The sequence below is a fragment of the Marinobacter segnicrescens genome (assembly GCF_900111555.1).
Classification (GTDB): Bacteria; Pseudomonadota; Gammaproteobacteria; order Pseudomonadales; family Oleiphilaceae; genus Marinobacter; species Marinobacter segnicrescens.
Genome location: NZ_FOHZ01000005.1, coordinates 167363 through 190602, shown reverse-complemented (window position 1 = coordinate 190602; position 23240 = coordinate 167363). Strand labels below are relative to the sequence as shown.

23 protein-coding genes and 1 tRNA gene are annotated in these 23240 nt (G+C 61.5%); 9 read left to right on the top strand and 15 right to left on the bottom strand.

Going from position 1 to position 23240, the window contains the following annotated elements; genetic code table 11:
* Positions 1-7: 7 nt before the first annotated feature.
* From BM036_RS07600 to BM036_RS07575, 6 genes are all read right to left on the bottom strand, one after another.
* Positions 8-247, bottom strand: a complete 240-nt coding sequence (locus BM036_RS07600) for a cytochrome C oxidase subunit IV family protein (protein WP_091850118.1) — start codon at positions 245-247, stop codon at positions 8-10.
* A 12-nt stretch (positions 248-259) separates the two neighbouring features.
* Positions 260-835, bottom strand: a complete 576-nt coding sequence (locus BM036_RS07595) for a cytochrome c oxidase subunit 3 (RefSeq protein ID WP_091850116.1) — start codon at positions 833-835, stop codon at positions 260-262.
* Positions 836-840: 5 nt separating this feature from the next.
* On the bottom strand, positions 841-2664 hold the full coding sequence (locus BM036_RS07590; RefSeq protein ID WP_091850114.1) for a nitric oxide reductase activation protein NorD: 1824 nt from the start codon (positions 2662-2664) through the stop codon (positions 841-843).
* A 1-nt stretch (position 2665) separates the two neighbouring features.
* Positions 2666-3625 carry a 4Fe-4S binding protein gene (locus BM036_RS07585; protein ID WP_091850112.1) on the bottom strand — a complete coding sequence of 320 codons (960 nt, stop codon included), beginning with the start codon at positions 3623-3625 and terminating at the stop codon, positions 2666-2668.
* 61 nt (positions 3626-3686) lie between these two features.
* Positions 3687-5102 carry a cbb3-type cytochrome c oxidase subunit I gene (locus tag BM036_RS07580; protein ID WP_091850110.1) on the bottom strand — a complete coding sequence of 472 codons (1416 nt, stop codon included), beginning with the start codon at positions 5100-5102 and terminating at the stop codon, positions 3687-3689.
* A gap of 10 nt (positions 5103-5112) precedes the next feature.
* Entirely contained in the window at positions 5113-5562 is a 450-nt protein-coding gene (locus BM036_RS07575) for a c-type cytochrome (RefSeq protein ID WP_091850108.1), read from the bottom strand.
* 285 nt (positions 5563-5847) lie between these two features.
* On the opposite strand from BM036_RS07575, the gene BM036_RS07570 reads away from it, so the two are divergent.
* The 8 genes from BM036_RS07570 (at position 5848) to BM036_RS07530 (ending at position 13401) form a co-directional block, all read left to right on the top strand.
* On the top strand, positions 5848-6489 hold the full coding sequence (locus tag BM036_RS07570) for a bacteriohemerythrin (protein ID WP_091850106.1): 642 nt from the start codon (positions 5848-5850) through the stop codon (positions 6487-6489).
* A 75-nt stretch (positions 6490-6564) separates the two neighbouring features.
* Positions 6565-7485 (top strand): AEC family transporter, encoded by a 921-nt coding sequence (locus BM036_RS07565; RefSeq protein WP_091850104.1) that lies wholly within the window; start codon positions 6565-6567, stop codon positions 7483-7485.
* 51 nt (positions 7486-7536) lie between these two features.
* The gene (locus BM036_RS07560; protein ID WP_091850102.1) at positions 7537-8529 is read left to right on the top strand and encodes a Vgb family protein; all 993 of its coding nucleotides are present in this window, start codon (positions 7537-7539) and stop codon (positions 8527-8529) included.
* A 115-nt stretch (positions 8530-8644) separates the two neighbouring features.
* Positions 8645-9088, top strand: coding sequence for a DUF2147 domain-containing protein (locus BM036_RS07555; protein ID WP_091850100.1), 444 nt, complete (start codon positions 8645-8647; stop codon positions 9086-9088).
* Positions 9089-9185: 97 nt separating this feature from the next.
* A complete protein-coding gene (locus BM036_RS07550) occupies positions 9186-10619 on the top strand; it encodes a thioredoxin family protein (protein WP_091850098.1) in 1434 nt (477 codons plus the stop codon).
* On the top strand, positions 10616-11143 hold the full coding sequence (locus BM036_RS20420) for a UGSC family (seleno)protein (RefSeq protein ID WP_281247017.1): 528 nt from the start codon (positions 10616-10618) through the stop codon (positions 11141-11143). The genes BM036_RS07550 and BM036_RS20420 overlap by 4 nt, the downstream gene beginning before the upstream one ends.
* 171 nt (positions 11144-11314) lie before the next feature.
* The gene (selB, locus tag BM036_RS07535) at positions 11315-13300 is read left to right on the top strand and encodes a selenocysteine-specific translation elongation factor (RefSeq protein WP_177186024.1); all 1986 of its coding nucleotides are present in this window, start codon (positions 11315-11317) and stop codon (positions 13298-13300) included.
* Between the two features lie 5 nt (positions 13301-13305).
* A tRNA-Sec gene (locus tag BM036_RS07530) sits at positions 13306-13401 on the top strand.
* A 189-nt stretch (positions 13402-13590) separates the two neighbouring features.
* Here the strand turns inward: BM036_RS07530 and BM036_RS07525 are convergent.
* Both BM036_RS07525 and BM036_RS07520 read right to left on the bottom strand, forming a co-directional pair.
* Positions 13591-14718 (bottom strand): zinc-binding dehydrogenase, encoded by a 1128-nt coding sequence (locus tag BM036_RS07525; RefSeq protein WP_091850091.1) that lies wholly within the window; start codon positions 14716-14718, stop codon positions 13591-13593.
* A gap of 220 nt (positions 14719-14938) precedes the next feature.
* On the bottom strand, positions 14939-15559 hold the full coding sequence (locus BM036_RS07520; protein ID WP_091850089.1) for a LysE family translocator: 621 nt from the start codon (positions 15557-15559) through the stop codon (positions 14939-14941).
* 134 nt (positions 15560-15693) lie between these two features.
* Between BM036_RS07520 and BM036_RS07515 the strand changes: the two genes are divergently transcribed.
* Complete coding sequence (locus BM036_RS07515; protein WP_091850087.1) at positions 15694-16173, top strand: Lrp/AsnC family transcriptional regulator; 480 nt, start codon at positions 15694-15696, stop codon at positions 16171-16173.
* A gap of 66 nt (positions 16174-16239) precedes the next feature.
* Here BM036_RS07515 and selA read toward each other — a convergent pair whose 3' ends face one another.
* The 7 genes from selA to BM036_RS07480 form a co-directional block, all read right to left on the bottom strand.
* Complete coding sequence (gene selA / locus BM036_RS07510) at positions 16240-17664, bottom strand: L-seryl-tRNA(Sec) selenium transferase (RefSeq protein ID WP_413774434.1); 1425 nt, start codon at positions 17662-17664, stop codon at positions 16240-16242.
* A 15-nt stretch (positions 17665-17679) separates the two neighbouring features.
* Entirely contained in the window at positions 17680-18657 is a 978-nt protein-coding gene (locus tag BM036_RS07505) for an NADPH:quinone reductase (RefSeq protein ID WP_091850083.1), read from the bottom strand.
* A gap of 113 nt (positions 18658-18770) precedes the next feature.
* Positions 18771-19403 (bottom strand): cation efflux transmembrane domain-containing protein, encoded by a 633-nt coding sequence (locus tag BM036_RS07500; RefSeq protein WP_091850081.1) that lies wholly within the window; start codon positions 19401-19403, stop codon positions 18771-18773.
* Between the two features lie 79 nt (positions 19404-19482).
* The gene (cadR, locus tag BM036_RS07495) at positions 19483-19932 is read right to left on the bottom strand and encodes a Cd(II)/Pb(II)-responsive transcriptional regulator (protein ID WP_091850079.1); all 450 of its coding nucleotides are present in this window, start codon (positions 19930-19932) and stop codon (positions 19483-19485) included.
* Positions 19933-19950: 18 nt separating this feature from the next.
* Positions 19951-21354 carry a sodium:proton antiporter NhaD gene (gene nhaD, locus BM036_RS07490; protein ID WP_091850077.1) on the bottom strand — a complete coding sequence of 468 codons (1404 nt, stop codon included), beginning with the start codon at positions 21352-21354 and terminating at the stop codon, positions 19951-19953.
* A gap of 48 nt (positions 21355-21402) precedes the next feature.
* Positions 21403-21741, bottom strand: coding sequence for a hypothetical protein (locus tag BM036_RS07485; protein ID WP_091850075.1), 339 nt, complete (start codon positions 21739-21741; stop codon positions 21403-21405).
* A gap of 140 nt (positions 21742-21881) precedes the next feature.
* On the bottom strand, positions 21882-23213 hold the full coding sequence (locus tag BM036_RS07480; RefSeq protein ID WP_091850073.1) for an ATP-binding protein: 1332 nt from the start codon (positions 23211-23213) through the stop codon (positions 21882-21884).
* Positions 23214-23240: the final 27 nt, after the last annotated feature.

Below are 23240 nucleotides of genomic sequence, written 5' to 3'. Positions count from 1 at the left end.
TTCGGCCTCAAAGCACCCACCGAACCCCCGCCAAGGCAGCGATCACAAGCACAGCCCAGCCCTGGGCTGCCAGCCGCCACCCCCTCGGGGCATGCTTCATTTCCATAAAGTGGTCCACCAACAGGATGGCCTTGATGAGGACCAGGGTGAAGACCATCCAGACCAGGACGGTTGCATCAGCGCCCAGTTGCAGGGCGATAACCGGGGCCATGGTGCAGGCCAGCAGGACCAGGTATACCGTTGCCATTAACCGAGCTCCTTATGCCAGCACGTAGAGCATGGGAAAGAGCACCAGCCACACCAGGTCCACCATGTGCCAGTAGGAGGCGCCGGATTCCATACCGTTCATGTCGTCACCGTTGTAGTCGCCGTTCCTCACCTTGACCGCCAGCACCACCAGGATGATTTGGCCCAGCACCACGTGCATGAAGTGGAAGAAGGTGAGGAAGAAATAGAACATGAAGAAGGTGTCCGTCCCCAGGTTATAGCCGCTGCCGTAAAGCTCCACGTACTCCCAGAGTTTGCCGAAGGTGTAGATGGATGAGGCGGCGATGGCGCCCCACAGCAGCAGGGCCACACGGGTTTGCCGGTGGCGCAGGCGGTGGACGGATACCGCCACCAGGTAACTGGCGGTGATCAGGCCGAAGGTGTTGATCAGCCCGGTCCAGGGGTGCAGGGCTTCGCGGCCGGTGGCGAAGGTGTCCGGGTCCAGGCTGCGGGCAACGCCGAAGCCGATGAAGAGGATGCCGAACACCGCCAGTTCCGCGAAGATAAAGAACCATACGGCCAGGTCCCCTGGCAGGTGTCGGCTTCGTTCGTTGGTGGTGATTTCCATAGAGCTTATCGGGGCAGGTTCATGTAGAGCTTGGGCAATTGCAGCGGCAGCTGGACCGGGTCCTTGATGACCACGAAGTTGTTGCTACCGAAGACGTAGGGCAGGTACTCGCTGGCGTCGTCGTCGATGGTGACGCAGAACGGGGTCAGGCCGGCCTTGTGGGCTTCCTGCACCGCCATGCGGGTATCTTCCACGCCGTAGCGGCCCTCGTACAGGTCCAGGTCGTTGGGTTTGCCGTCGGTGAGCAGCAGCAGGATTTTCTGGTGCTCATGGCGGCCCTGCAGCAACCGGGTGGCCTGGCGTATGGCAGCACCCATGCGGGTGTAGTAACCCGGCTCCAGGGCCTGGATACGGCCTCGGCTGACATCGTTATAGGGCTCGTCAAACGCCTTGATGTGATGGAAGCGGATATGGTCCCGGCGCCGGGAGGAGAACGCGAACAGGGCAAAGGGATCGCGGCTGGCCTGGAGGGCTTCGCTGAGCAGTTGCAGCCCGTCCCGGGTGATGTCGATCACACGCTGGTTGTTGTTGATGTAGGTGTCGGTGGACATGGAAATATCGGCCAGGATCAGGCACGCCAGGTCGCGCTGGTTCTGTTTGCAGCGTCGGAACAGCTTCTGGTCGATTTCTCCAATGCCCCGGCGGTGCTGGACTTCCCGCTCCATGCAGGCGTCCAAGTCGAGTTCTTCACCTTCAATCTGGCGGCGCTCCCACTGGCGCAGGGGCTTGAGGGCACTGAACTGGCGCCTAAGTCGCATGGCGGACCGGCTCAGGTGGTCCGGCAGGGGGGAGGGAACAGAGTCCTTGCTCAGCATGGGCTGCAGGCAGCAGAACTTTTCCCGGTAGCCCTGGCTGCGCCAGTCCCACTCCGGCAGGTGAATGCCGGGGCCCAGGTGCAGGTCGTCATTTTCTTCCGAGGGCAGGTCCAGGTCGAACTTGATGGCAGAGGACGACTCGCGGCGGTCGCTGGAGACAGAGATCATGTCCATGTCGTCGGCCACCGCGTCGGCGTCTTCCTCTTCGGTATCGTCACCGGCCCGGTCCACCGGGATGAATTCGCTCCAGGAGAACAGGCTTTCGAGGCGGAACAGCATCAGGCCCTGATCCTTGTCGAAGGCATCCACACGCTCCGCACGCCGGCGTTTGCGTTTCTTTTCCAGCCCGCCGGGCTTCGAGCTCATGTTGTCGTCACCGATCACCTGGGCGGTCAGCTTGCCTGGCGTCATGGTGGGGTATAGCCAGATAATAACCGGCCAGGGGTCGGAGTCTGCCTCCGGCAGGGTATCCACACTGCCGGGATGAATCAGCGCCTGGCGAATGGCCTTTTCCCGGCGGCTTTCGGCGTCGGGCAGGGTGGTCGGATCCGGGCGCCACTGGAGGCTGTTGCGAACCAGTCGCTGATAGACCGGTTCCAGTCCGGGCCACCGGCCAAGCAGGGTCTGTACCATTGCCTGGTTGCCGGTCAGCCAGTCTTCTTCCGTGCATTCGCCCTGCGCCGCCAAGGCGGCAAGCCAGAGGTAAAGATCCCGGTTGAGGTGTTTCGAGGGGAACAGGGCCAACCGGTCCGGCAGGCGCAGGCTCTGCTCATCACGCCAGGCCAGTTCGAATTTCTTGTGGGTGCCCGCCAGCTTCTGCAGGAAACGGCGGCGGGTGCGGAAGTGACGCGGCTCGGCCACCACCAGGCTGAGAGCCGGGTCGCCCCCCAGGGCACGGAACAGCACGCCCAGGGTCCGGGCCTCATCCTTGAGCTGAATCGCGTGCTCCGGAAATTCTCCCATGGCATGGCGGGTAATGTACTCATGCCATTTGAAACCTACCCACTCTTCCATATCAACTCCCCGTGTTCAGGTGTGTTGGCGGTGTGGTGTCGATCTGACGCATTGGTATCAGTACCGTCTGTTTGCCCGGGGTGCCGGGTTCCCATGTCAACAGGGAACCGTCCGGGTTGTCTTTCTGTACCTCCCGGCAGGCGCTGACGCACTGCAGGCACTGGGTACAGGAGAACTTGGCCCGCTTGTGGCTGCGGGTGGGCAGCCGCATGGGGCAGGCCTCGTCACAGGCTTTGGTGCAGTCCCGGCAGGCGGCGGCCCGTTTGGTGTCAAAGGTGACAACCGGTCCCCGGCCGTTGGCCATCCAGGCGATGCTCTGCACCAGACCGACGGCACAGCCGTATTTGCAGAACAGGTGCCGGGCAAACAGGAAATCAAAGGTGAACACCGCCGTCGCAACCGCCAGGAAAATGGACGGGTAGCGGTTCAGTTCGCCGGTCACCAGGTCTGTATACAGCGGGATGGGCGGCAGCAGGTACGACAGCAGGGCAAGGGCCCAGGAGAAGCCGATCAGCGCGCATATCAGGGCCAGCCCCGCCCAGTGCAGGGCCTTGCCTGTGTTGCCCTTTTTCAGGGCCTCCCAGAGTGTTGGCCGGCCAGTGACGCGGGTCATCAGGTCATTGATGGTTTCGACCACGGAAAAGTGCGGGCACAACCAGCCACAGTAAATACGCCCCCACTTGAAGGCAATCCACAGTACCAGTGGCACCAGCACGATGATGGGCAGCACAAACCAGAACAGGATTTGCCCAGCGACTTCCGCCGGCGAACTCTGGCTCACCCAGGCCGGGTCAAGGTTGAAGGACAGCGGAAACCCGAACAGGACGAAGCGGGTCTCGGTCAGGTCATAGCGGAAAATATTGAGTACAGGCGCAAGCAGGAACAGCAGAAAGAAGGCACCTCGGGAAATCAGGCGCTTCTGCTGGAGGGTGTCCTTGCGGTTAATGGTTTGCGCATGCACGAAAATGGTCCGGATATTATGGAGAAGGCCGGGGCCCGGAGGCCCCGGCGGTTATTGCCGGTCAGGCATCCGCGGTGGCGGGACCACGGACTTCCTCAGCCGGGCTTGCCTCGCCCTTGATGAAGAAGCTGCCGAGGTACACCACCAGGCCGGCCATGAAGAAGGCACCGGCTACGAACCGCATCCAGTAGAAGATGGCGATCTGGTCCTGGCCTGCCATGAAGGACAGGGCCTCGCCGCTTTCCGGGATGCGCTGCAGCCACACCTGGAGTACCCCTGCGGCGGTCAGGAACAGGGTGATGAACACCATGGAGATGGTCATCAGCCAGAAGCCCCACATTTCCACGACCTGTGCCGTATTGCCGTTGCCGTAGGGTCGGCCGCGCATGATCGGCATGGCGTAGGAAATAATGGTCAGCACGATCATCACGTAGGCACCGTAGAAGGCCATATGACCGTGGGCGGCGGTAATCTGGCTACCATGGGTGTACCAGTTTACCGGAGCCAGGGTGTGCAGGAAGCCCCACACGCCAGCACCCAGGAACGCCATCACCGTGGTGCCCATGGCCCAGAGCAAGGCCGCCTTGTTGGGGTGGTTGCGGCGACGGCGGTTGATCATGTTGAAGGCGAATACCACCATCATAAAGAATGGCAGCGGTTCCAGTGCGGAGAACACGGAGCCCAGCCACAACCAGTACTCGGGCGGTCCGATCCAGAAGAAGTGGTGGCCGGTACCGATAATGCCGGTAATCAGTGCCATGGCGATGATGACGTACAGCCACTTCTCGATTACCTCACGGTCGACGCCGGTGAGCTTGATCAGCACATAGGCCAGGATGGCACCCATGATCAGTTCCCACACACCCTCAACCCACAGGTGTACCACGAACCACCAGAAGTATTTGTCGGTGGCGAGGTTGCTCGGGTTGTAGAAGGAGAATAGCCACAATCCGCCAAGGCCCAGCAGGCCGGTGATCAGGACAATGTTGACCACGGTCTTGCGGCCCTTGAGGGCGGTCATGCCGATGTTGTAGATGAAGGCCACCACGACAACGGCGATACCGATCTTGGTAATGGTGGGTTGCTCAAGGAACTCCCGTCCCATGGTCGGCAGCAGCTTGTTCATGGTGATATCCGCCAGGGTGGCGTAGTCCACGAACAGGTAGCCAAGTATGGTCAGGGTGCCAGCCGCGGCGAATACCCAGAACAGAATCCATGCCAGCAGCGGGCTGTGCAGTTCGGTCTGGGCTTCTTCCGGCACCAGGTAGTAGGTCGCGCCCATAAAGCCGAACAGCAACCAGACAATCAGCAGGTTGGTATGCACCATGCGAGCCACGTTGAAGGGGATTTCCGGGAACAGGAAGTCACCCACAACGTACTGGAGCCCCAGGATCAGGCCGAACACGATCTGGCCGGCAAACAGGATCAGGGCAAAGATGAAGTAGGGCATTGCTACCCTTTGGGATTCGTATTTCATGTCGGAGCCCTCAGCCTTCAATATTGGGTGGCCAGTCGTTGTCGTCGATTTTGGAGGTCCACTCCAGGAACGCTGCCAGGTCTTCAATCTCCTCATCGGTCAGATTGAAGTTCGGCATTTGCCGCCGCCCGGGAACGTTTGTAGGCATGGCGTTCATCCAGGCCTTCATGTAGGACTTGAAGACCTCTGTATCGCCACCGCCACGACGATCGAACACGTTCGCCAGTTCGGGGGCAAAGTAGGCCCCTTCACCCATGATGGAGTGACAACCCACGCAGTTGTTCTCTTCCCACAGGTGCTTGCCGCGAACCACGTCTTCGGTCAGTTGTTCGCGATTGTCCCGTTCGGGCATTGCCCTTAACTGGGTGTCTAAAGTCAGGGCCAGGAACAACAGGACGAAGAACACACTTCCCCCCAGATAGATGTTCCTGGCCATGCTTTTGGTAAAGCGTTCGGCCATAGCGCTCTCTCCATGGTTATTTTTCAAATGCCTGACTGCAGCACTAGGTTATTCCTGTAAAGAAATGCCTGACTTGACGGTTATCAAGCATGCCCGGAAGCTCCACTAATGAATCAGCTGACTACCCCATAAGGGGTAGCTGTCACCGGGTTGAAAGTGTTGGATTGGTCCTGGAGAACCGTGTTTACTGTCGTTAGAAGCGTCCCGATTTAATTCTCATTTCTCAAGGGGCGGGGTTGACCCATGTGATATCGTGGCAACATTGTCGCGAAAGGTAGCAGTGTTATGAGCTTAAGGGCCGCCAACCAGCCCGACTTCGAACTCTTCCCCTGGAACAGTCAGTTCGAGACCGGCATCGAGCAGATCGACGAACAACACCGCAAGCTGGTGGCTATCCTTAACCGGCTGGCATGGCACCTGTCTGCTGAGGAAGACGAACTGCAGGCAAGCGATGTGCTGGATGAACTGCTGGACTATACCCATTACCACTTCCGGTCCGAGGAAGGCATCTGGCAGCAGTACTTTGCTGGCAGCAGCATCGAGGCCAATCACCACAAGGCCCACGAGCACTTCTTCGAGCAGGTGCGCCATTACCAGAAACGCCGTGAGGCGGGGAACGAGAATACCCTCGCCGAGATGTTCGACTTCCTTACCCGCTGGCTCGCGTTCCACATCCTGGAATCGGATCGTCGTATGGCGCTGATGACGTTTTCCATTCGCACCGGTCACTCCCTGGAAGAAGCCGCCGACGATGCCGATCGCACCCTGGGGGGAACCACCTCGGTCATGGTGCAGGCAATACTGGAAATCTATGGCAAGCTCTCCAGCAGCACGCTGCAATTGATGAAGGAGCGGGCCGCCCGCCGGGCCCTGGAAGAGGAAGTGCGGCAGTTGCGGGCGGAAAAAGGCAAGCCGGCAGGCGAGTAGAAGGTACCTTCCCGGTCATCCTGTCGGTTCAGACATCGTGACAGTACAATGGCCACCCGCTGACCCGGAGACGCCATGACCGCCGCCCTGACCCTGCTGCTGAAACTTCTGCCCCTGTACATTACCGTCGCCCTGGGGTGGATCGCCGGTCGTTACCTGCAGGCCAGCAGTCGTCATATCGCGGGTATCATGCTGTACATCGTCACGCCGTCCGTGGTGTTCTCGGGAGTGATGGCGGCGCCCCTGTCGGCGGAAGTCATCCTGCTGCCACTGCTCACCTTTGCCCTGTGTTCGCTGATCGGTGTTGCCCATCTCTGGGTGGCCCGGAGGGTGCTGACCGATGGCAGCGCCAGCATCATCCCCCTGTCTGTGGGCACCGGCAATACCGGCTACTTCGGTATTCCCGTGGCATTACTGCTGTTCGGCGAGCAGGGTCTGGCCATCTATATCGTGTGCATGCTGGGCACCACCCTGTTCGAGAACTCCGTTGGCTTCTACCTGGCGGCCCGGGGCCGGTACAGCATCCGGGATGCGCTGGTGCGAGTGTCGAGGTTACCGTCGGTCTATGCCTTTGTGCTGGCGGTACTGCTGAACCTGTCCGGCATCGGCATTCCCGAGGTGCTGACACCGCTGTTTGATAACCTGCGGGGCGCCTACAGCATCCTTGGCATGATGATCATCGGTATGGGCATCCTTAGTTTTCGGGGGCTGGCTGGGAATATCCGCTTTACCGGCCTGTCCTTTGCCGGCAAGTTCGTGGTCTGGCCGCTGGTGGCGCTTGGCCTCTGGTGGCTCGATGCGGCGGTGCTGGGTATCTATGACACCGATGTGCACCAGGCCATCTTCCTTCTCTCCATTACCCCCATTGCCGCCAACACCGTGGTCATCGCCACACTGCTGGATACGGCCCCCCGCCAGGCGGCGGGCACAGCGTTGCTCAGCACTCTGTTCGCGCTCGTTTACATTCCGGTCATGGTGGCTATTGTCCTGTCGTGAAGGCGTACTATAGTGAGCGAATCGTTGGAAGCCTGTTCAAGGAGAACTGCCATGAAGTGCATTGCCGTGGCCCTGACTGGCCTGACCCTGGCGCTGTCCGTGCCGGTGGCCAGTGCGGAAGCTCCCGCCACCCCGAACCTCAAGGAATGGAATATACCCTGGGATAACACCCGCCCCCGTGACCCCTGGGTGGGGCCCGGCGAGAACACCATCTGGTTTGTGGGGCAGGCCGGCGACTACGTGGCCACCCTGAACCCGGAAACCGGCGACCTGAAACGGTACCGGCTGGACCCGGGCACCGGCCCCCACAACGTGATCGCCGACAAACGCGGGGCCTTCTACGCCGGCAACCAGGCGGAGCACATCGGGCTGCTGGATCCGGAAAGTGGCGAGATACGCAAGTTCAAGCTGGAAGGAGAGGGGCCGAAGGATGTGCACACCATGGCCTTTGACGCCAACGGCGATATCTTCTTTACCGAGCAGGGCGGTAACCGTATCGGCTGGCTGGACGTGGACCAGTACGACTATCGCATGTTCAACGTGGAAACCGAATGGGCCCGGCCCTACGGGTTGGTGGTCAGCAAGGGCAGCCGCCCCTGGGTGGCCCTGTTTGGCACCAACAAGCTGGCCACCGTGGATGCCCGGGGAGAAATCCACGAAGTGGCGCTGCCCCGGGAAGGCGCCCGGCCCAGGCGCCTGGATATCACCGATGATGACCAGGTGTGGTACGTGGACTATGCCGAGGGTTATCTGGGCCGCTTCGATATCGACAGTGGCGAGATTCAGGAATGGCCCGTGCCCGGCGGGACCGATGCCTACCCCTACGCCATGGCCCTGGACGATCAGGGCCGGCCCTGGTTCGTGGAAACCGGCCCCAGCCCCAACCGGCTGATCGGCTTTGATCCGCAATCTGAGAGCTTCTCGGAACCCGCAACCATCCCCAGCGGCGGCGGGACCGTCCGCCATATGGTGTTTGACCCGGAAACCCGAAGCCTGTGGTTCGGTACCGACACCAATACGGTGGTCCGGGCTACCTTGCGATAACGGCGGTAATCTTCCAGGATTGTGAGCGTTTGCTCTGGCCTGTGGCTCGCAGTATGGCTATGATTTGATAAACTGCGCTGAGGCGTCGTAAAACAACAACAAATGAGAAACACCCATGCGAACCAGACTTAACCTGCTGACCGCGATGGCGGTTGTGATGTCCTTCCTGGCCGTCCGCGAAGCCTACGCCGATCCCACCGGCCTCTGGCACACCGAAGACAAGAGCGCCAAGGTGCAGGTAGAAACCTGCGGCGACAACCTGTGCGGCAGCATCGTCTCACTGGAAGAACCCCTGGACGACAAGGGCAATCCCAAGACCGACGCAGAAAACCCTCAGCCCGAACTCCGGGACCGCCCCATTGAAGGGCTGAAAATCGTCTGGGGTCTTGAGGACAGCGGCGACGGTGAAACCTGGAAAGATGGCAAGGTCTATGACCCGGAAAGCGGCAAGACCTATAACGCGAAAATCACTCTGGAAGACGAGAACACGCTCAAGCTGAGAGGCTATGTGGGCGCGCCTTTGTTCGGGCGAACTTCCACATGGACCAGGGCTGAATAGTTAGCGGGCAAGCGCTCGATTTTTCCATCCGGCCTGCTATGCTGTCAGTCATCCACTGATCTACAACAAGACCCGGAAATCGGGCGGAACCCTGACCATGACCCCATTACCCGATGGCCTCATTGTCGTTGCCAAGCGCGACTGTCCCACCTGCCAGCTGGTAGAGCCGCTGCTGCCGGATATCGAGCGGCAGGCGGGCCCTCTGACCGTGTATTCGCAGGACGATCCAGCCTTCGCGGCGGGAGTCAGGGGTGCACAGTATGACTCCACCCTGGAACACTCCTTTCGCCTGCAAACCGAATTTGTCCCCACCCTGATCCGCGTCGAGAACGGTGAAGAAGTCGAGCGCACCTATGGCTGGCACCGGGATGACTGGCGGCGCCTCACCGGTATCGAAGGGCTGGGTGAAGACCTGCCCATGATGCGTCCCGGCTGTGGCTCGAAGACCCTGGAACCGGGCATCGCCGAAAAACTGGAGCTGCAGTTTGGTGACACTCATCTCCACGCCCGGGAGATTGAAACAGACGCCGATGACCTGATCGAGGCCTGCTACGAACGGGGCTGGAGCGATGGCCTGCCGGTGGTGCCGCCAACACCGGAGCGCGTGCTGCGAATGCTCAGGGGCACCGACCGGGACCCGGCCGAGGAAATCGGCCTGGTACCGCCGGACCTGGCACCCTGTACCGTGGAGAAGGTTGCCATCAATGCAGTAATGGCCGGCTGCAAACCGGAATACATGCCGGTAGTGCTGGCTGCCCTGGAGGCTGCCCTGACCGAAGAGTTCGGCCTCCACGGCCTGCTGTGCACCACCATGTTCGCCGGCCCAATGATCATTGTTAATGGCCCGGTGGCGAAATCCATTGGCATGAACTCCGGAGGCAATGCCCTGGGGCAGGGTAACCGCGCCAACGCCACCATTGGCCGTGCCCTGCAACTGATCGTCCGCAACGTGGGCGGTGGCCGTCCGGGCGAGATTGACCGGGCCACCCTGGGCACACCGGGCAAGTACACCTTCTGCTTCGCCGAGGCAGAGGACAGCGAGTGGCTGCCGCTGGCGGAAGAGCGGGGCGTTCCATCCGGTAACTCGGCCGTTACGCTGTTTGCGGGGGAGGGCGTGCAGGGCATCGTGGACCAGAAGTCTCGCACTCCGGAATCGCTGGCGAAGTCCTTTGCCCTGGCCCTGCGGGTGGTGGACCACCCGAAAATGGCCATGGCCGGCGATGCGGTTCTGGTGGTGTCACCGGAACACAGTCGCGTATTCATTGAGGCGGGTTGGACCAAGGCCCGATTACTCGAGGAGCTGGAGAATCTGCTCCAGTTCCCCGGAGAAGAAATGGTGGCCGGCGCGGGCGGAATTACCGAAGGTCTCCCCGAGCAGTACCGGGACAAGACCATACCCAAGTTCCGCCCCGGCGGCTTGCTGATTGTCCGGGCTGGCGGCACCGCCGGCCTGTTTTCTGCTGTCATTGCCGGCTGGGCCGCCTCAGGCCCGGTCGGTTCCAGTCCTGTAACCAGAGAGGTGAAGGTATGACCCAAACCAGTGTGATGCTCGACCCCACGGGCGAGTTGTCACCAGCGGTACGGGCCCGGCTGGCCCGGCCCGAAAGCCTGGCAGGCAAGACCGTCGGGCTGCTGGACATCTCAAAGCCCCGGGGCGATGTGTTCCTCGACCGGATCGAGGAACGCCTGGCGGAAATGGATGTTACCGTCAAACGCTACCGTAAACCCACATTCACCCGGGTTGCACCCACCGAGCTGAAACAACAGATTGCCGGTGAAGTGGACCTGGTGGTTGAAGGGCTGGCCGACTGAGGTTCCTGCACGTCGTGTTGTACACATGACATCGCAGACCTGGAAGGTCGCAATATTCCGGGCGTAGGCGTTGCCTCCACCGAGTTCATCCAGGCCGCAGCGGCCCAGTCGAAAACCCTGGGTTTCGAGCCGGCCATGGTGTTCGTTGGCCATCCGATCCAGGACCGCACGGACGACGAGATGCGGGCACTGGCGGACAAGGCGCTGGAGGACATCGTCCGGCTACTGACTCACACAGAATAGACGTCCCTGCTCCGCCAGGGATGTGGCGGAGTCCATGACAACCCTTCAGAAAGCCCTCCGAGGAGCGTCCCCATCCATGGGCCACCGGCAGATCGAACCGCTGATGGCCCGGTTTTTCCGCCCCCGCGGCTGTCCCCCTGTTGCAGCACCCGGACCGGAAACGAGGCCGCTGTGATCTTTGCCACCGCCGGCCATGTAGACCATGGCAAGACCACGCTGATCCATGCGCTTACGGGGCAGGATACGGATCGGCTGGCGGAGGAAAAACGCCGGGGCCTGACCATTGACCTGGGCTTTGCCTGGAGCCGCACGGAATCGGGGCACTGGCTCGGATTCGTGGATGTCCCCGGCCACGAGAAATTCATCCGCAACATGGTGGCCGGTGTGGCGGCGGTGGACGCCGTCATGCTGGTGATCGCCGCCGATGACGGTCCCATGCCCCAGACCCGGGAACACCTGGCGATTCTCGATTTGCTGGGTGTCGAGACTGGCCTGGTGGCCCTGACCCGGGCAGACCGGGTGGGTGCCTCCAGGCTGGCAGAGGTTACGGAAGAGATCCGGGAATTGCTGGCGGATACCGGACTGGCAACCGCCCCGGTGTTTCCGGTGTCCGGCCTGACGGGAGAGGGCCTTCCGCCACTGAAGGCATGGCTGGCAGAGCAGGCGATCGTCGACCACCAGAAAGCCAGCAGCCTGGCAGCAGGCACGCGGTTTGTGGTCGACCGCAGTTTCTCGGTACCCGGGCGGGGCTGTGTGGTTACCGGCACCCTGATCGCCGGGACCTTGTCCAGGGAAGACGCCCTGAGGGTTGCACCGACAGGCCATCCGATCAGGGTCAGGGGGCTCGAGGCGCACGGCGAGACGGTGGAAAACCTGGGCGCCGGCCAGCGATGCGCCATCAACCTGGCCGGAAACGTCAGCGCTGATAACATACACCGGGGCGACTGGCTGGTTACCCCCTGGCTGCACCGGCCCACGGATCGCCTGGATGTGGGGCTGGCCCTGCTCCCGGAGACCCGGCTCCATAGGGGTACCTTCCAGGCACACCTTGGCGCGGCGGTGAGAAGTGCCCGGGTGGTGGTACTGGACGAAGGGCAGGGCGACCGCCCGATGCTGGCGCAGCTGATGCTGGAGCAACCGGTGCAGGCCTGTGTGGGTGACCGGCTGATCCTGCGGGACCCAGCCCTCAATCGCACCATCGGCGGCGGTGAGGTGGTGGACCCGTTCGGGGAGGGCCGTGGACGGTCCGCTGAAAAACGGGTGCAACTGCTTCGAATACTGCTGGAAAGCCGGGCTTTCGCGACCGTTCACTCGGAAACCGATGGCCCGAGGGCACGACTTCAGGCCTCGCTGGAAGCGTACCCGGAAGGCGTAGACGTTGACCGGTTAGCGGCCGCGGAAAACCTGCCGCAGGAACGATTGGAAACGGTTCTCGCTGACCTTGAGCCTGTCATTGTCCAGACCGCCACCGGCCCCGTTGGCTTTGCCCCTGGGCGCTGGGCTGCGCTGCAGACCCGGGTGCTGGAACAGCTCGACCAGTGGCACCAAAACCACCCAGACCAGATTGGTCCCACAGAGCCGGAACTGACCCGGCTGCCCGGAATACGACTGCAACAGGAGTTGCGCCATGAGCTGTTACATCCGCTACTGGCGACCGGAGCAATCGCCCGTAATGGCTTTCGGTTTCATCGACCAGGCCACCAGCCAGAACTGACTGAGGCGGACCAGCGCCTGCTTGGCCAGGTTATGGCTGAACTGGAGGGTACCGGCCTGAAACCACCCATTGTCGGAGAAATGGCAGAGGCGCTGGGCCTTGAGCGGGAGAGCATGCTGACCTTCCTGGAGCGCATGCACCGGCTTGGCTTCCTGGTCGCCGTTGCACCGAACCGCTTCTATCGGCCGGAAACAGTGACCGAACTGGCCGCCATTGCCGTTGAACTTGCGGAGAGCTCACCCACCGGCGCCTTCGACGCCCGTGCTTATCGCGACCGCTCCGGCATCGGCCGACGCCTGACCGTCAGCGTACTGGAATACCTGGATCGCGCGGGCGTCACCGCCTTCATTAATGAGGAGCGTCGCCTGCAACCGGCCTACCGCCGAAGGGTCGCGGTAACGCTCTCAACGCCAAGCGAAAAAGGTTACACTGCCAGACCCTGATCAAAGGAAGGGGATCGCTTCCCGGTGGAGCGCCCGGACTTCAAATCCGGTGAGGTGCGCAACGCGTGCCTGGTGGGTTCGACTCCCATACCCTTCCGCCATTTCCCGCAACGTCCGCTCCAATACTTCCGGCCAAACGGTACTGCGCTGCGCTCTTTTCCGGCGGCTTGCCCAAGGTGCTCTGCGATCAATGGGGGCAGGACATTCACTGGCAGAGTCACCTTTGATGCGGGTGCTGGAGCCATTCTGGCTCCGGCACCCAGGGATGGCCTTGCGGCCCGATGCTCACCTTAGCTCTGGGGCCTGACCAGGTACTTCTCTCCGGTTGCCATTTTGCCGTAAGCAGAGATGGCATCCAGTTGTAACGCACCGGCCAGGGAGACTTCGTGGGTGTAGTGGCTGGCGAACGTGGTTTTGATCTCGGCGGCTACGCGCTTGCGCATGGCGATGTTGGTGTCCTTGCCCAGTTTTCCCAGCGCATTGAACAACAAAAAGCCGTTCACACCCCAGGCAAAACCAAAGCTGCGGTTCAGGGTGATGGGGCCGCGATCAAGGCCGCCATAGATATAAACCTGCTTGTAGACGTCTGACCCATACACGCTGTACTGAGTCATGTTGCGAGAGACGGCGGCTTCCATGCAGGTGAGGATATCGCTGGCCAGGCGACCGCCACCGATAGGGTCGAAGGCGATGGTCGCGCCGGTGTCGATCAGTGCCTGGGTCAGGTCGGCCATAAAGCTGTCGCTACTGGAGTTGACCACGTATTTGGCACCCTGGTCACGCAGCAGTGCTTCCTGTTCTGGCTTGCGGACGATATTGACCAGGTCCACGCCGTCGGCGATGCAGATGCGGTTGAGCATTTGTCCGAGGTTAGAGGCGGCGGCAGCGTGAACAATCGCCTTGTGTCCCTCTGCTCGCATGGTTTCTACCATGGCCAAGGCCGTCAGCGGATTCACGAAGCTTGAAGCGCCTTCCACTGCGGAGGTACCCGACTCCAGTTCGAGACAGCTTTGCACATTGGCGCAGACATATTTTTTGTAACTACCACCGCCAATGAACGCGACGGTTTTGCCCATCAGGCTTTGCGCAGCGGCGGATGAGCCCGCGGCGACGACGGTACCGGCGCCCTCGTTGCCCACGGGTATGGCCTTGCCAACCCGCTTTTTAACGGCACCCATAAACCTGGCCGGGACATCGGCACTGATGACCGGGCGATCGGCGCTACCGGATTGGCTGGCCGTCTTCATATCCGCCACGCTGAACATCACTCCCAGGTCAGACGGGTTGATAGGAGCGGCTTCAATGCGGATGACGACCTGGTTTTCGCCCGGCTGCGGGATCTCGATGTCGCGCAGGGCAAGTTCCAGTTTGTTGTCTTCGCTGATGGTCGACGTAAGTTCGATATTGGTATCTGACACTTTTTTCTCCTGCAAAAGTTGCGTGGTCTGGTGCTTCGCTACCCGGTATTACCCGATAAAATGAGGGACAAGCGCGTCCGCGCCTGCGGGATCCGGATCGCTGGGCTGTCTGATCGTTGTGATCAATGGGGTTAGAGTAGCTGACTTATTCGATCAATACCCCCAAGAACTGCAGACCACTATCCGGGCAGATAGTAAAACGGCTAACAAGGTGCGCAAATCAAGCCAATCCAACCTTCAACCCGATCAACGCCAGTAACCCGGCCACAACCCGGTTCTGCATCTTTTGCATACCTTTGTGGGAAGCGGTAAACGCTGCAATCTCTTTACCGATCAGCGAATAAACCAGGTCAAATCCCAGACCAATAACGGCGAGGATCAGTCCTAGTGTGGCGAACTGGGAGGCCACGTCCTGTGCCGGTTCGACAAACTGCGGCAGCAGGACCGAGCAGAAAATCAGCGACTTCGGGTTCAGCAGGTTGGTCAGGGCACCCTGGCTGAATGAGCGCAGATATCGGCTGCGGGAGGATTCCGATGCGGCCTCCACAGCTTGCATGGTGGGGGTGTCCAGTGTCAGGAACCGCCACGCCAGGTAGAGCAGGTAGGTTGCGCCGGCCAATCTGATGGCGTGGTAGGCCCAGGGGGTGGTTTGCAGCAGCGCCGCCAGGCCGATTGCAGCGAGCAGTACGTGGAGGGACCTGGCCAGGGCCAGTCCGGTGCTGACCGCCACGGCCTGCCTGGCTCCGCCATTCATGCTGGTACTGAGAACCAGGAGCATGTCGGGGCCGGGTGTCAGGTAGATGGCTACCAGCGTAAAGCAAAACAGGGCCAGGTCACCCATGTGTGCACCCTTATCTCGGAGTGGGGGTGACCAGAATCATATAGCAGATGCTGTGGCGAAAGTTTGCTTAATACGCCAGGAATCAGGCTAATATTGGCCAGAATCACTAAGCTCATCCACGTAAAAGAAGAAAGATGCCAATAATGAAATTTGATCGCTACGACCGCAAAATTCTGGAATCACTCCAGGCAGAAGGGCGTCTGGCCAATATCGACCTGGCAGCCGATATTGGCCTCTCCCCATCCCCCTGCTCAAGGCGTGTGCGCCTGCTTGAAAAGTCCGGCGTTATCAGTGGCTACAGTGCTATCCTGGATCGGGAAAAGGTTGGCCTGAACCTGACGGTGTTCGTTGATATCAAAGTGGAGAAACACGGCGAGAAAGAAGCCGAGGCGTTTCGGGAAGCCGTGAGTCTGTTGCCGGAAGTGGTGATGGCGCACCTGGTATCTGGCCAGTCCGATTTCCACCTGCAGGTCGTGGTACCGGATCTGCGCGCGTATGAGAACTTCCTGACGGGCACCTTGCTGAAATTACCCGGGGTGCGGGATATTCGCAGCAACTTCGCGATTCAGACGGTGAAACCCCAGTCACCATTGCCTTTGCGGCACCTGCCCTGATGTTTGCGACCCGTGGGGCATAAGATAGCCAAGCCAGACACCGGGCCTGTCAGGATGGTCCGCAGCTCAGCGTACGGGTTGCGTAGGCAAGTCCAGCTGTGCCAGTTGCACCGTGAAGTCTGTTTCCTGTTCGGGCGGCAGGCAGCGCAGGTCCAGCAGCAGGGCAGAGTCTTCGATGCGGCCGATAACCGGCTTGGGGAGCTGGCGGAAGCTCGCTTCAAGGCGGTTGAGCACGCCACTGCTACGCCCCCGTGAACGTACCGCGAGGCCAACAGAGGGAAGGCGGTCCACTGGCAACGAACCCGAACCGATCTGGGACCGCAAAGGAACGATCTCCACGTCTACCTCAAGGGCCGCCAGTGCGGATTGAAGGGCTGGCAATACACGCTCGGCGGCTTCACGAATCTCGGTCTCTGGCCGGGTCAGTTGCTGAAGGGTGGTCAGGCGCTGTGCCAACCGGTCCGGATCACGATACAGGCGCAGTACAGCTTCCAGGCTGGCCAGGGTCAGCTTGCCGACGCGCAACGCCCGCTTGAGAGGGTTCCGCCTGATCCGGGCGATCAGGTCGCGGCGGCCGACCAGCATGCCCACCTGTGGGCCGCCGAGCAGCTTGTCACCGGAGAAAGTCACAAGGTCAGCACCGGCTTCGATACTCTCGCGGGGAGTGGGCTCATGGGGCAGTCCCCAATGTTCGAGGTTGGTCAGGGTTCCCGAGCCCAGGTCCACCGTGAAGGGCAATTCATGCTCATGGGCCAGGCTGGCGAGTTCGTGCTCCGGAACAGCGTGCGTGAAGCCCTCAATGGCATAGTTGCTCGTGTGTACTTTCATCAACATGCCGGTACGCGGGCTGATGGCGCCGGCAAAGTCCTTGAGGTGGGTGCGGTTGGTGGTACCGACCTCGACCAGTTTGGCACCGGCGCGCTTCATGATGTCCGGCACCCGGAACGCGCCACCGATTTCCACCAGTTCGCCCCGTGACACTACCACTTTTCTCTTGTGGGCCAGGGTGTTGAGGAGCAGGAACACCGCCGCGGCATTGTTGTTGACGACGGTCGCTGCCTCGGCTCCGGTAAGATCGCAGAGCAGTTGTTCGACCACGTCGTCACGGTCACCCCGTCCACCCTCCTCGATATTGTATTCCAGGGCACAGGGATTGCGGGCCGCCTCAACGAGTGCGGTGATGGCTTCTTCAGGCAGCGAGGCGCGGCCCAGGTTGGTATGCAGGACGGTGCCTGTCAGGTTGAACACCGGGCGCAGGCGGGGCAGGGCCTGGGTCTGGGCTGCTTCGCTAATGCCGTCGATCAGGCTCGATTCCTCGGGAATCGGTGCGCCGTTCCTTCCGGCTTCGCGAACCGCGGCCAACTGGTCGCGAATCAGTCCGGTAATGACGGCGCGACCATGGGCATCAATCAGGGGCTCAATGCGGTCGTGGGCAAGCAGCTGGCTGACCGAGGGCAGCTTCGAAAGTGCATTCATCAGGGGCTTCCTTATCAGGCCAGGCCTTGTTCAGGGCAACAACACCGTAGACCCCGTCGTCTGCCCACTCGCCAGCGCCTCATGGGCCCTGGCGGCATCGGCCAGGGGGAAACGCTGGTTGATATCTGCCGTGATATCGCCGCTGGCCAGCATTTCGAACAGTTCGCCGCACATGGCTTCGAAGCGGGGGCGGGTGTCGGCGTAGCCTGCCAGGCTGGGGCGGGTGACGAACAGGGAGCCTTTCTGGTTGAGGATGCCGATGTTGACGCCGCTTACCGGGCCAGTGGTGTTGCCGAAGCTGACCATCAGGCCGCGCTTCTGAAGGCAATCGAGGGAGGTTTCCCAGGTGTCCTTGCCGACGGAATCATAGACTACCGGCACCATGTCGCCCCCGGTCAGTTCCCGCACCCGCTCGACGATGTTCTCTTCCTTGTAGTTGATGGTCGCCCAGGCGCCATGGTCCAGGGCCAGTTTCGCCTTCTCGGGCCCACTGACGGTGCCGATAAGCTTTGCCCCCAGGGCCCTGGCCCACTGACAGGCGATCAGGCCGACGCCGCCCGCAGCGGCATGAAACAGGATGGTCTCGCCAGCCTTGACCGGCCAGGTCTGGCGCAGCAGGTACTGAACGGTGAGGCCCTTGAGCATGGTGGCAGCAGCGGTTTCGAAATCCACCGCGTCCGGCAACTGGATGGCCTTGTCGGCAGGCAGGACATGTTGCTCCGCATAGGAACCCAGTGGTGCCTGGGCGTAGGCGACCCGGTCACCCACGGCAAAACCGGTGACGCCTTCGCCGACCGCATCGACGACGCCGGCGCCTTCGGTGCCCAGGCCGGAGGGCAGGCCGGGCACCGGGTAGACGCCGGAGCGGAAATAGATCTCGATATAGTTCAGGCCAATGGCCCGGTTACTGACCCGGATTTCCCCCGGGCCGGGCTCCCTGGTGTCCATGTCGAGGAATTCCAGCACTTCCGGCCCGCCGGTGCGGGAAAATCGAATGGCTTTGGTCATAACCGGGCTCCTTCATTGTAGTTTCGATGTTTCGAGACGGTTTCAGTGATAGCGTCGATTCATCATACGCCATATCAAGGAGGTTGGCCTTCAGCCCCCGGAGGGGAGGTGACTCACTGGTGCGCATGCTCAGCCAGTCGGGCCTCGCTGATATCACTGCGGGCGTGGCGGATCACACTGATGCCGGAGGTCACCGCCAGGCTACCGATAATGGCAGCAACAACAAGGTCAGGCCAGGCGGTACCGGTTCCCAGCACGCCCAGGGCCGCTACCATGACGGCCACGTTGCCGATGGCATCGTTGCGGCTGCACAGCCATACCGAGCGCATGTCGGAGTCGCCGCTGCGGTAGCGGAATAATATCCAGGCCACGGCTACGTTGGCCGCGAGCGCAAGGAAGCCCACCGCGCCCATGGTGATGGCTTCCGGGGTGGCCCCGCTTTGCGCGACCCAGATTGCCCGGCCCAGTACCGCCAGGCCGAACAGGGTCATGGTGGCACCCTTGAACATCGCCGCCCGGCCTCGCCAGACCATGCCCATGGACAGGACCGACAGCGACAGCAGGTAATTCGCGCTGTCGCCAAAGAAGTCGATGGCGTCAGCCATCAGCGAAACGGAGCCAGACTGGAGGCTGGCGGCGCCTTCTACCAGGAACATGGTGAGGTTTACCCAGAGGGCAATCCAGAGCGCCCGGCGAAATCCCGGGCTGGGGGTCTTGGGTTCCGGTGCGGAGCAACTGCAGGCCATTTCAATCCTCCCTTGATGGTTTGATGCCATTCAAAGGCCTGTAGGTACTACAGGGTCAAGCCTGGCGGCCAAAAAGGTCTCAGTGGCCATGGCTGCCAGGAATGTGATTGTTGTGGCCAGGGGGCGAGTCCTTGTCCAGGTCCTGGGTAAGGCCTCCGAGAATGCCGCATTCAGCCACGGTGCGGCCCTGGGAGCAGGCCTGCTGCAGGTCACTGAGGGTTTTCTCCAGCGCCCGAAGCTCCTGTAGCCTGGCCCGGACGTGGCCCAGGTGCCGGGCCAGCAGGGCGTCCACTTCGCTGCAGTCGGCGTCGGGCTGGTCCGCCAGGCGAACCAGCTCGCGGATTTCCTCCTGGGCCATGTCCAGGTTGCGGCAGCGGCGGATAAACAGCAGCCGGTCCAGATGCGACTGGCGGTAATTGCGATAGCCGTTGGCCTGGCGATCCGGCGCAGGCAGCAAGCCAATCTTCTCGTAATAACGGATGGTTTCCACCGGGATACCGGACTGTTCCGTCATTTCGCCGATTTTCATGCCTGCCATCCTCTTTGATCAGCCGTTTACCAGGAAGTGTACCCAGATACTGGCACCGTAGCCCAGGGCGATGGCCGGGGTCCATTTCAGGTGGCTCAGGAAGGTGTAATGGCCCCGGGCCTGCCCCATCAAAGCGACCCCGGCGGCAGAACCGACGGAGAGCAGGCTGCCGCCGACACCCGCAGTCAGGGTGACCAGTAGCCATTGCAGTTCCGGCATGTCAGGGTTCATGGTCAGTACGGCAAACATCACCGGAATATTATCGACCAGTGAGGAGATAACGCCGATCATCACGTTCGCTGTGGTGGGGCCAAGGTCCACGTAGAGGGTGTTGGACATCAGGCCCAGATAGCCGATAAACCCTAACCCGCCAACGGCCAGGATGACCCCGTAGAAGAAGAACAGGGTGTCCCACTCCGAGCGGGCAATATGGGCAAACACATCGAAACTGTGCTCACTGGAACTGTCACCGGGTGGGGTTTCCGAGGATTCCTGCCACTGATATTCCTCGTGGCGCTTGAGGAAGTAACCGAAGATCTTCAGGTAGGCAAGGCCCGTCATCATGCCGAAGACCGGCGGAATATGCAGGAACTGGTGAAAACTGATGGCGGTGGCAATAGTCGCCAGGAAAAGCCCACAGATTACCAGCCCCCCGGGGCGCAATACCCTGTTGTGGCTCTCCGGGGCCATGGGTTGTCCCTTGGGCAGGGCCAGGTGCATGAGCAGGGCAGGTACCAGGAAGTTTACCAGGCTGGGCAGGAACAGCTGGAAGAAGTCCTGGAACGGCAGAATGCCTTTCTGCCAGACCATCAGTGTGGTGATGTCGCCGAAGGGGCTGAATGCACCACCGGCATTGGCGCCGACCACGATGTTGATGCACGCCAGGGAGACAAACGCCGGGCTGTCCCGGCCAACGGCCATGACCACTGCGCACATGATCAGCGCGGTGGTCAGGTTGTCCGCCACTGGCGAAATCAGGAAGGCCAGGCTACCGGTAATCCAGAACAGCCGGCGATAGCCAAAGCCCTTGCCCAACAGCCATATGCGCAGCTGGTCAAAGACACCCCGTTCCAGCATGGCATTAATGTAGGTCATTGCCACCAGCAGGAAGAAAAAGAGCTCGGCGTACTCCAGGAAGTTGTGGCGGATGGCTTCCTCCACCTCACCGGTCACGCCCGCGTTGCTATAGACAACGGCCAGCAGGATCCAGATCAGGCCAGCGGCCATCAGCATGGGCTTGGACTTGGCGAGGTGAATTTTCTCTTCCAGCATGACCAGGATGTAGCCGATCACGAAGATGGCGATGGCAAGGTAGCCCGCCGGGTGATGGATAAGGTTAAGTGCGCGGGTGGTTTCGGCCGCCCACGCGGAACCGGATACCGACAACAAGCCAACTGCCGGCAACAACAGGTGTTTTTTCATTCGTTTACTCCGGGGATTGCCCCGATCAATGTTGATGCGAAACGGGAATCAGACGCTGAGGGCGAAGTCGGGAGGTGGCGCCCTTGGGAGCCCGGGGTAGACGGAGCGACGGGAGGCCGGTCGAGTTGCTCCGCTATTGATCGTCGCTTCGGTGATCCGGATCTCCGGAGGGCGGCTTGGGACCGGAGGAGGTCCCATGATATCGCCGGAAATACCGTCGGCAGACAGGCTGTTGGCAATCAGGCATTCATCTGCGCTGCTGGCCTGGCCGGGACCGCCGGTGTCGTTGGTCAGCCTGTCCGGTACGCCCCACAGCACCATGCCCGACAACACAAGGAATGCAGCCAGTTGACGCAGGGTGGTCGGGGCGGTTTTCGTTGCGGGCACGGGCAATACCTGATGCTGTGGACATCCGGGCGGGCACAGGGGGCGCCGACAGCCCGGTTCTGGTGGACGCTATATCTATCACACCGCGTCGGACCCGCATAGGGCTATTTAGCGATGGCGACGGTATTCCCGTAGGACCGTCAGTGATGGAACCCGGGCGCCCTTGCGTGACGCGGGACCGGTGCGCCGGGCAGGGCCGCAATGGCCTCGAGGCCGCCAAGGCGGCTGCGGTCGAAGGCCAGTGATCCGCCATGGCTGTCGATTACCCGGCGGACCGCCGGCAGACCGCGGCCGGGGGCCTGGTCCGGTTTCGCCCGGAAGTCTTCCTCGCCGAGGTGTGATGCCAGTTCAGGGTCTAAACCGGGGCCATCATCGGCTACGCCAAACACCAGCATGTTGCCCTTGATCGCCAGGAAGATGTTCACCTGGGAGGCCGCCCATTTACCCGCGTTATCCAGCAATTCGCCGAAGACTTCGGTCAGCTCCGCCTCACGGATGGACCAGGGAACGTCTTCGGTCACATCGGTAATCAGCTCAAAGTTCACGTCTGGATACCGATGACCCAGTATCGCGATAAGCTTGCGGCATTTGCGGGCCGGGAAGGACTCGTTCTTGCGGGGTGTGGGCTTTGCAGGTTCCGCGGGCTGCGCACGCGTGCCATGGGGAGGCCCGGGCCTGTCCACGGGCTGGTTACCGGTGGCGCTTCCCTGTTCTGGTTGGGTGGTTTTTCGAGGGTCTGGTTTGGGCTCGGGCTCGGGAATTGCCTCCTCGGCCTCGGCAAGGGCTTGTTCCAGGTCTGCGTCCAGTTCCCGCAGGGAAACTTCCAGGTCCCGCTCGTCCGGCTGTGTTCGCGGAGCTGGCTCAGGTGCCGGTTCCGCAGTTCGTGGCTGGTGTCCCTCTGGCGGTAATACCGGACGGGGCGTTCGTGCTGGCTCCGGGTTCCGCCTGGCTGCCGGCTCGGGGCTGGGTGGTGGAGCAGGTTCAGGCGGTTGTGATGGCGCAACCGTGAGGTCCGGGGCCGGAGCAGAGACTCCCGGTTGCGGTTTCGGTCGTTCGTCGTGGCTTGACGTGGCCCCCGCCGGATCTTTCAGGGCCGATTGCAGGATCCGGTTCAGCAGCTGCACCAGCGGGTGCATTTCCCGGGGCGCATCCGTCAGCTGGCTGCGATGGCCTTTCTGAAAATCCATCACGTCCTGCTGCAGGTTTCGCAGGTGAGTGCGGAACAGGCTCAGGGACAGCAGGGCGGTGACCGAGAGCAAAACCAGCATCCCCAGACCCAGGGCGATCCAGCCCAGCAGGCCATCCTGTACGTTGCAGATCCACGGCGCAAAGCCTCGCTCGGTGCAATTGAGCAGCAACGGGCGGTCCAGCCAAGGCCCGATTTTACTATCCACCACCCAGGCCACCAGGGTAAAGGTCACCGCAAAGGGTGCCACCATGAGAAACAGGCTGGCGCGTATGGAGCGGCTCATAACAGGTACATCTCCCTTACACTTCGG

What these genes read in the sequence shown, in the direction of transcription:
- BM036_RS07600 (WP_091850118.1), bottom strand. Translation starts at nt 247, where the DNA reads ATGGCAACGGTATACCTGGTCCTGCTGGCCTGCACCATGGCCCCGGTT.
- BM036_RS07595 (WP_091850116.1), bottom strand. Translation starts at nt 835, where the DNA reads ATGGAAATCACCACCAACGAACGAAGCCGACACCTGCCAGGGGACCTG.
- BM036_RS07590 (WP_091850114.1), bottom strand. Translation starts at nt 2,664, where the DNA reads ATGGAAGAGTGGGTAGGTTTCAAATGGCATGAGTACATTACCCGCCAT.
- BM036_RS07580 (WP_091850110.1), bottom strand. Translation starts at nt 5,102, where the DNA reads ATGAAATACGAATCCCAAAGGGTAGCAATGCCCTACTTCATCTTTGCC.
- BM036_RS07575 (WP_091850108.1), bottom strand. Translation starts at nt 5,562, where the DNA reads ATGGCCGAACGCTTTACCAAAAGCATGGCCAGGAACATCTATCTGGGG.
- BM036_RS07570 (WP_091850106.1), top strand. Translation starts at nt 5,848, where the DNA reads ATGAGCTTAAGGGCCGCCAACCAGCCCGACTTCGAACTCTTCCCCTGG.
- BM036_RS07565 (WP_091850104.1), top strand. Translation starts at nt 6,565, where the DNA reads ATGACCGCCGCCCTGACCCTGCTGCTGAAACTTCTGCCCCTGTACATT.
- BM036_RS07560 (WP_091850102.1), top strand. Translation starts at nt 7,537, where the DNA reads ATGAAGTGCATTGCCGTGGCCCTGACTGGCCTGACCCTGGCGCTGTCC.
- BM036_RS07555 (WP_091850100.1), top strand. Translation starts at nt 8,645, where the DNA reads ATGCGAACCAGACTTAACCTGCTGACCGCGATGGCGGTTGTGATGTCC.
- BM036_RS07550 (WP_091850098.1), top strand. Translation starts at nt 9,186, where the DNA reads ATGACCCCATTACCCGATGGCCTCATTGTCGTTGCCAAGCGCGACTGT.
- BM036_RS07520 (WP_091850089.1), bottom strand. Translation starts at nt 15,559, where the DNA reads ATGGGTGACCTGGCCCTGTTTTGCTTTACGCTGGTAGCCATCTACCTG.
- BM036_RS07515 (WP_091850087.1), top strand. Translation starts at nt 15,694, where the DNA reads ATGCCAATAATGAAATTTGATCGCTACGACCGCAAAATTCTGGAATCA.
- BM036_RS07505 (WP_091850083.1), bottom strand. Translation starts at nt 18,657, where the DNA reads ATGACCAAAGCCATTCGATTTTCCCGCACCGGCGGGCCGGAAGTGCTG.
- BM036_RS07500 (WP_091850081.1), bottom strand. Translation starts at nt 19,403, where the DNA reads ATGGCCTGCAGTTGCTCCGCACCGGAACCCAAGACCCCCAGCCCGGGA.
- cadR (WP_091850079.1), bottom strand. Translation starts at nt 19,932, where the DNA reads ATGAAAATCGGCGAAATGACGGAACAGTCCGGTATCCCGGTGGAAACC.
- nhaD (WP_091850077.1), bottom strand. Translation starts at nt 21,354, where the DNA reads ATGAAAAAACACCTGTTGTTGCCGGCAGTTGGCTTGTTGTCGGTATCC.
- BM036_RS07480 (WP_091850073.1), bottom strand. Translation starts at nt 23,213, where the DNA reads ATGAGCCGCTCCATACGCGCCAGCCTGTTTCTCATGGTGGCACCCTTT.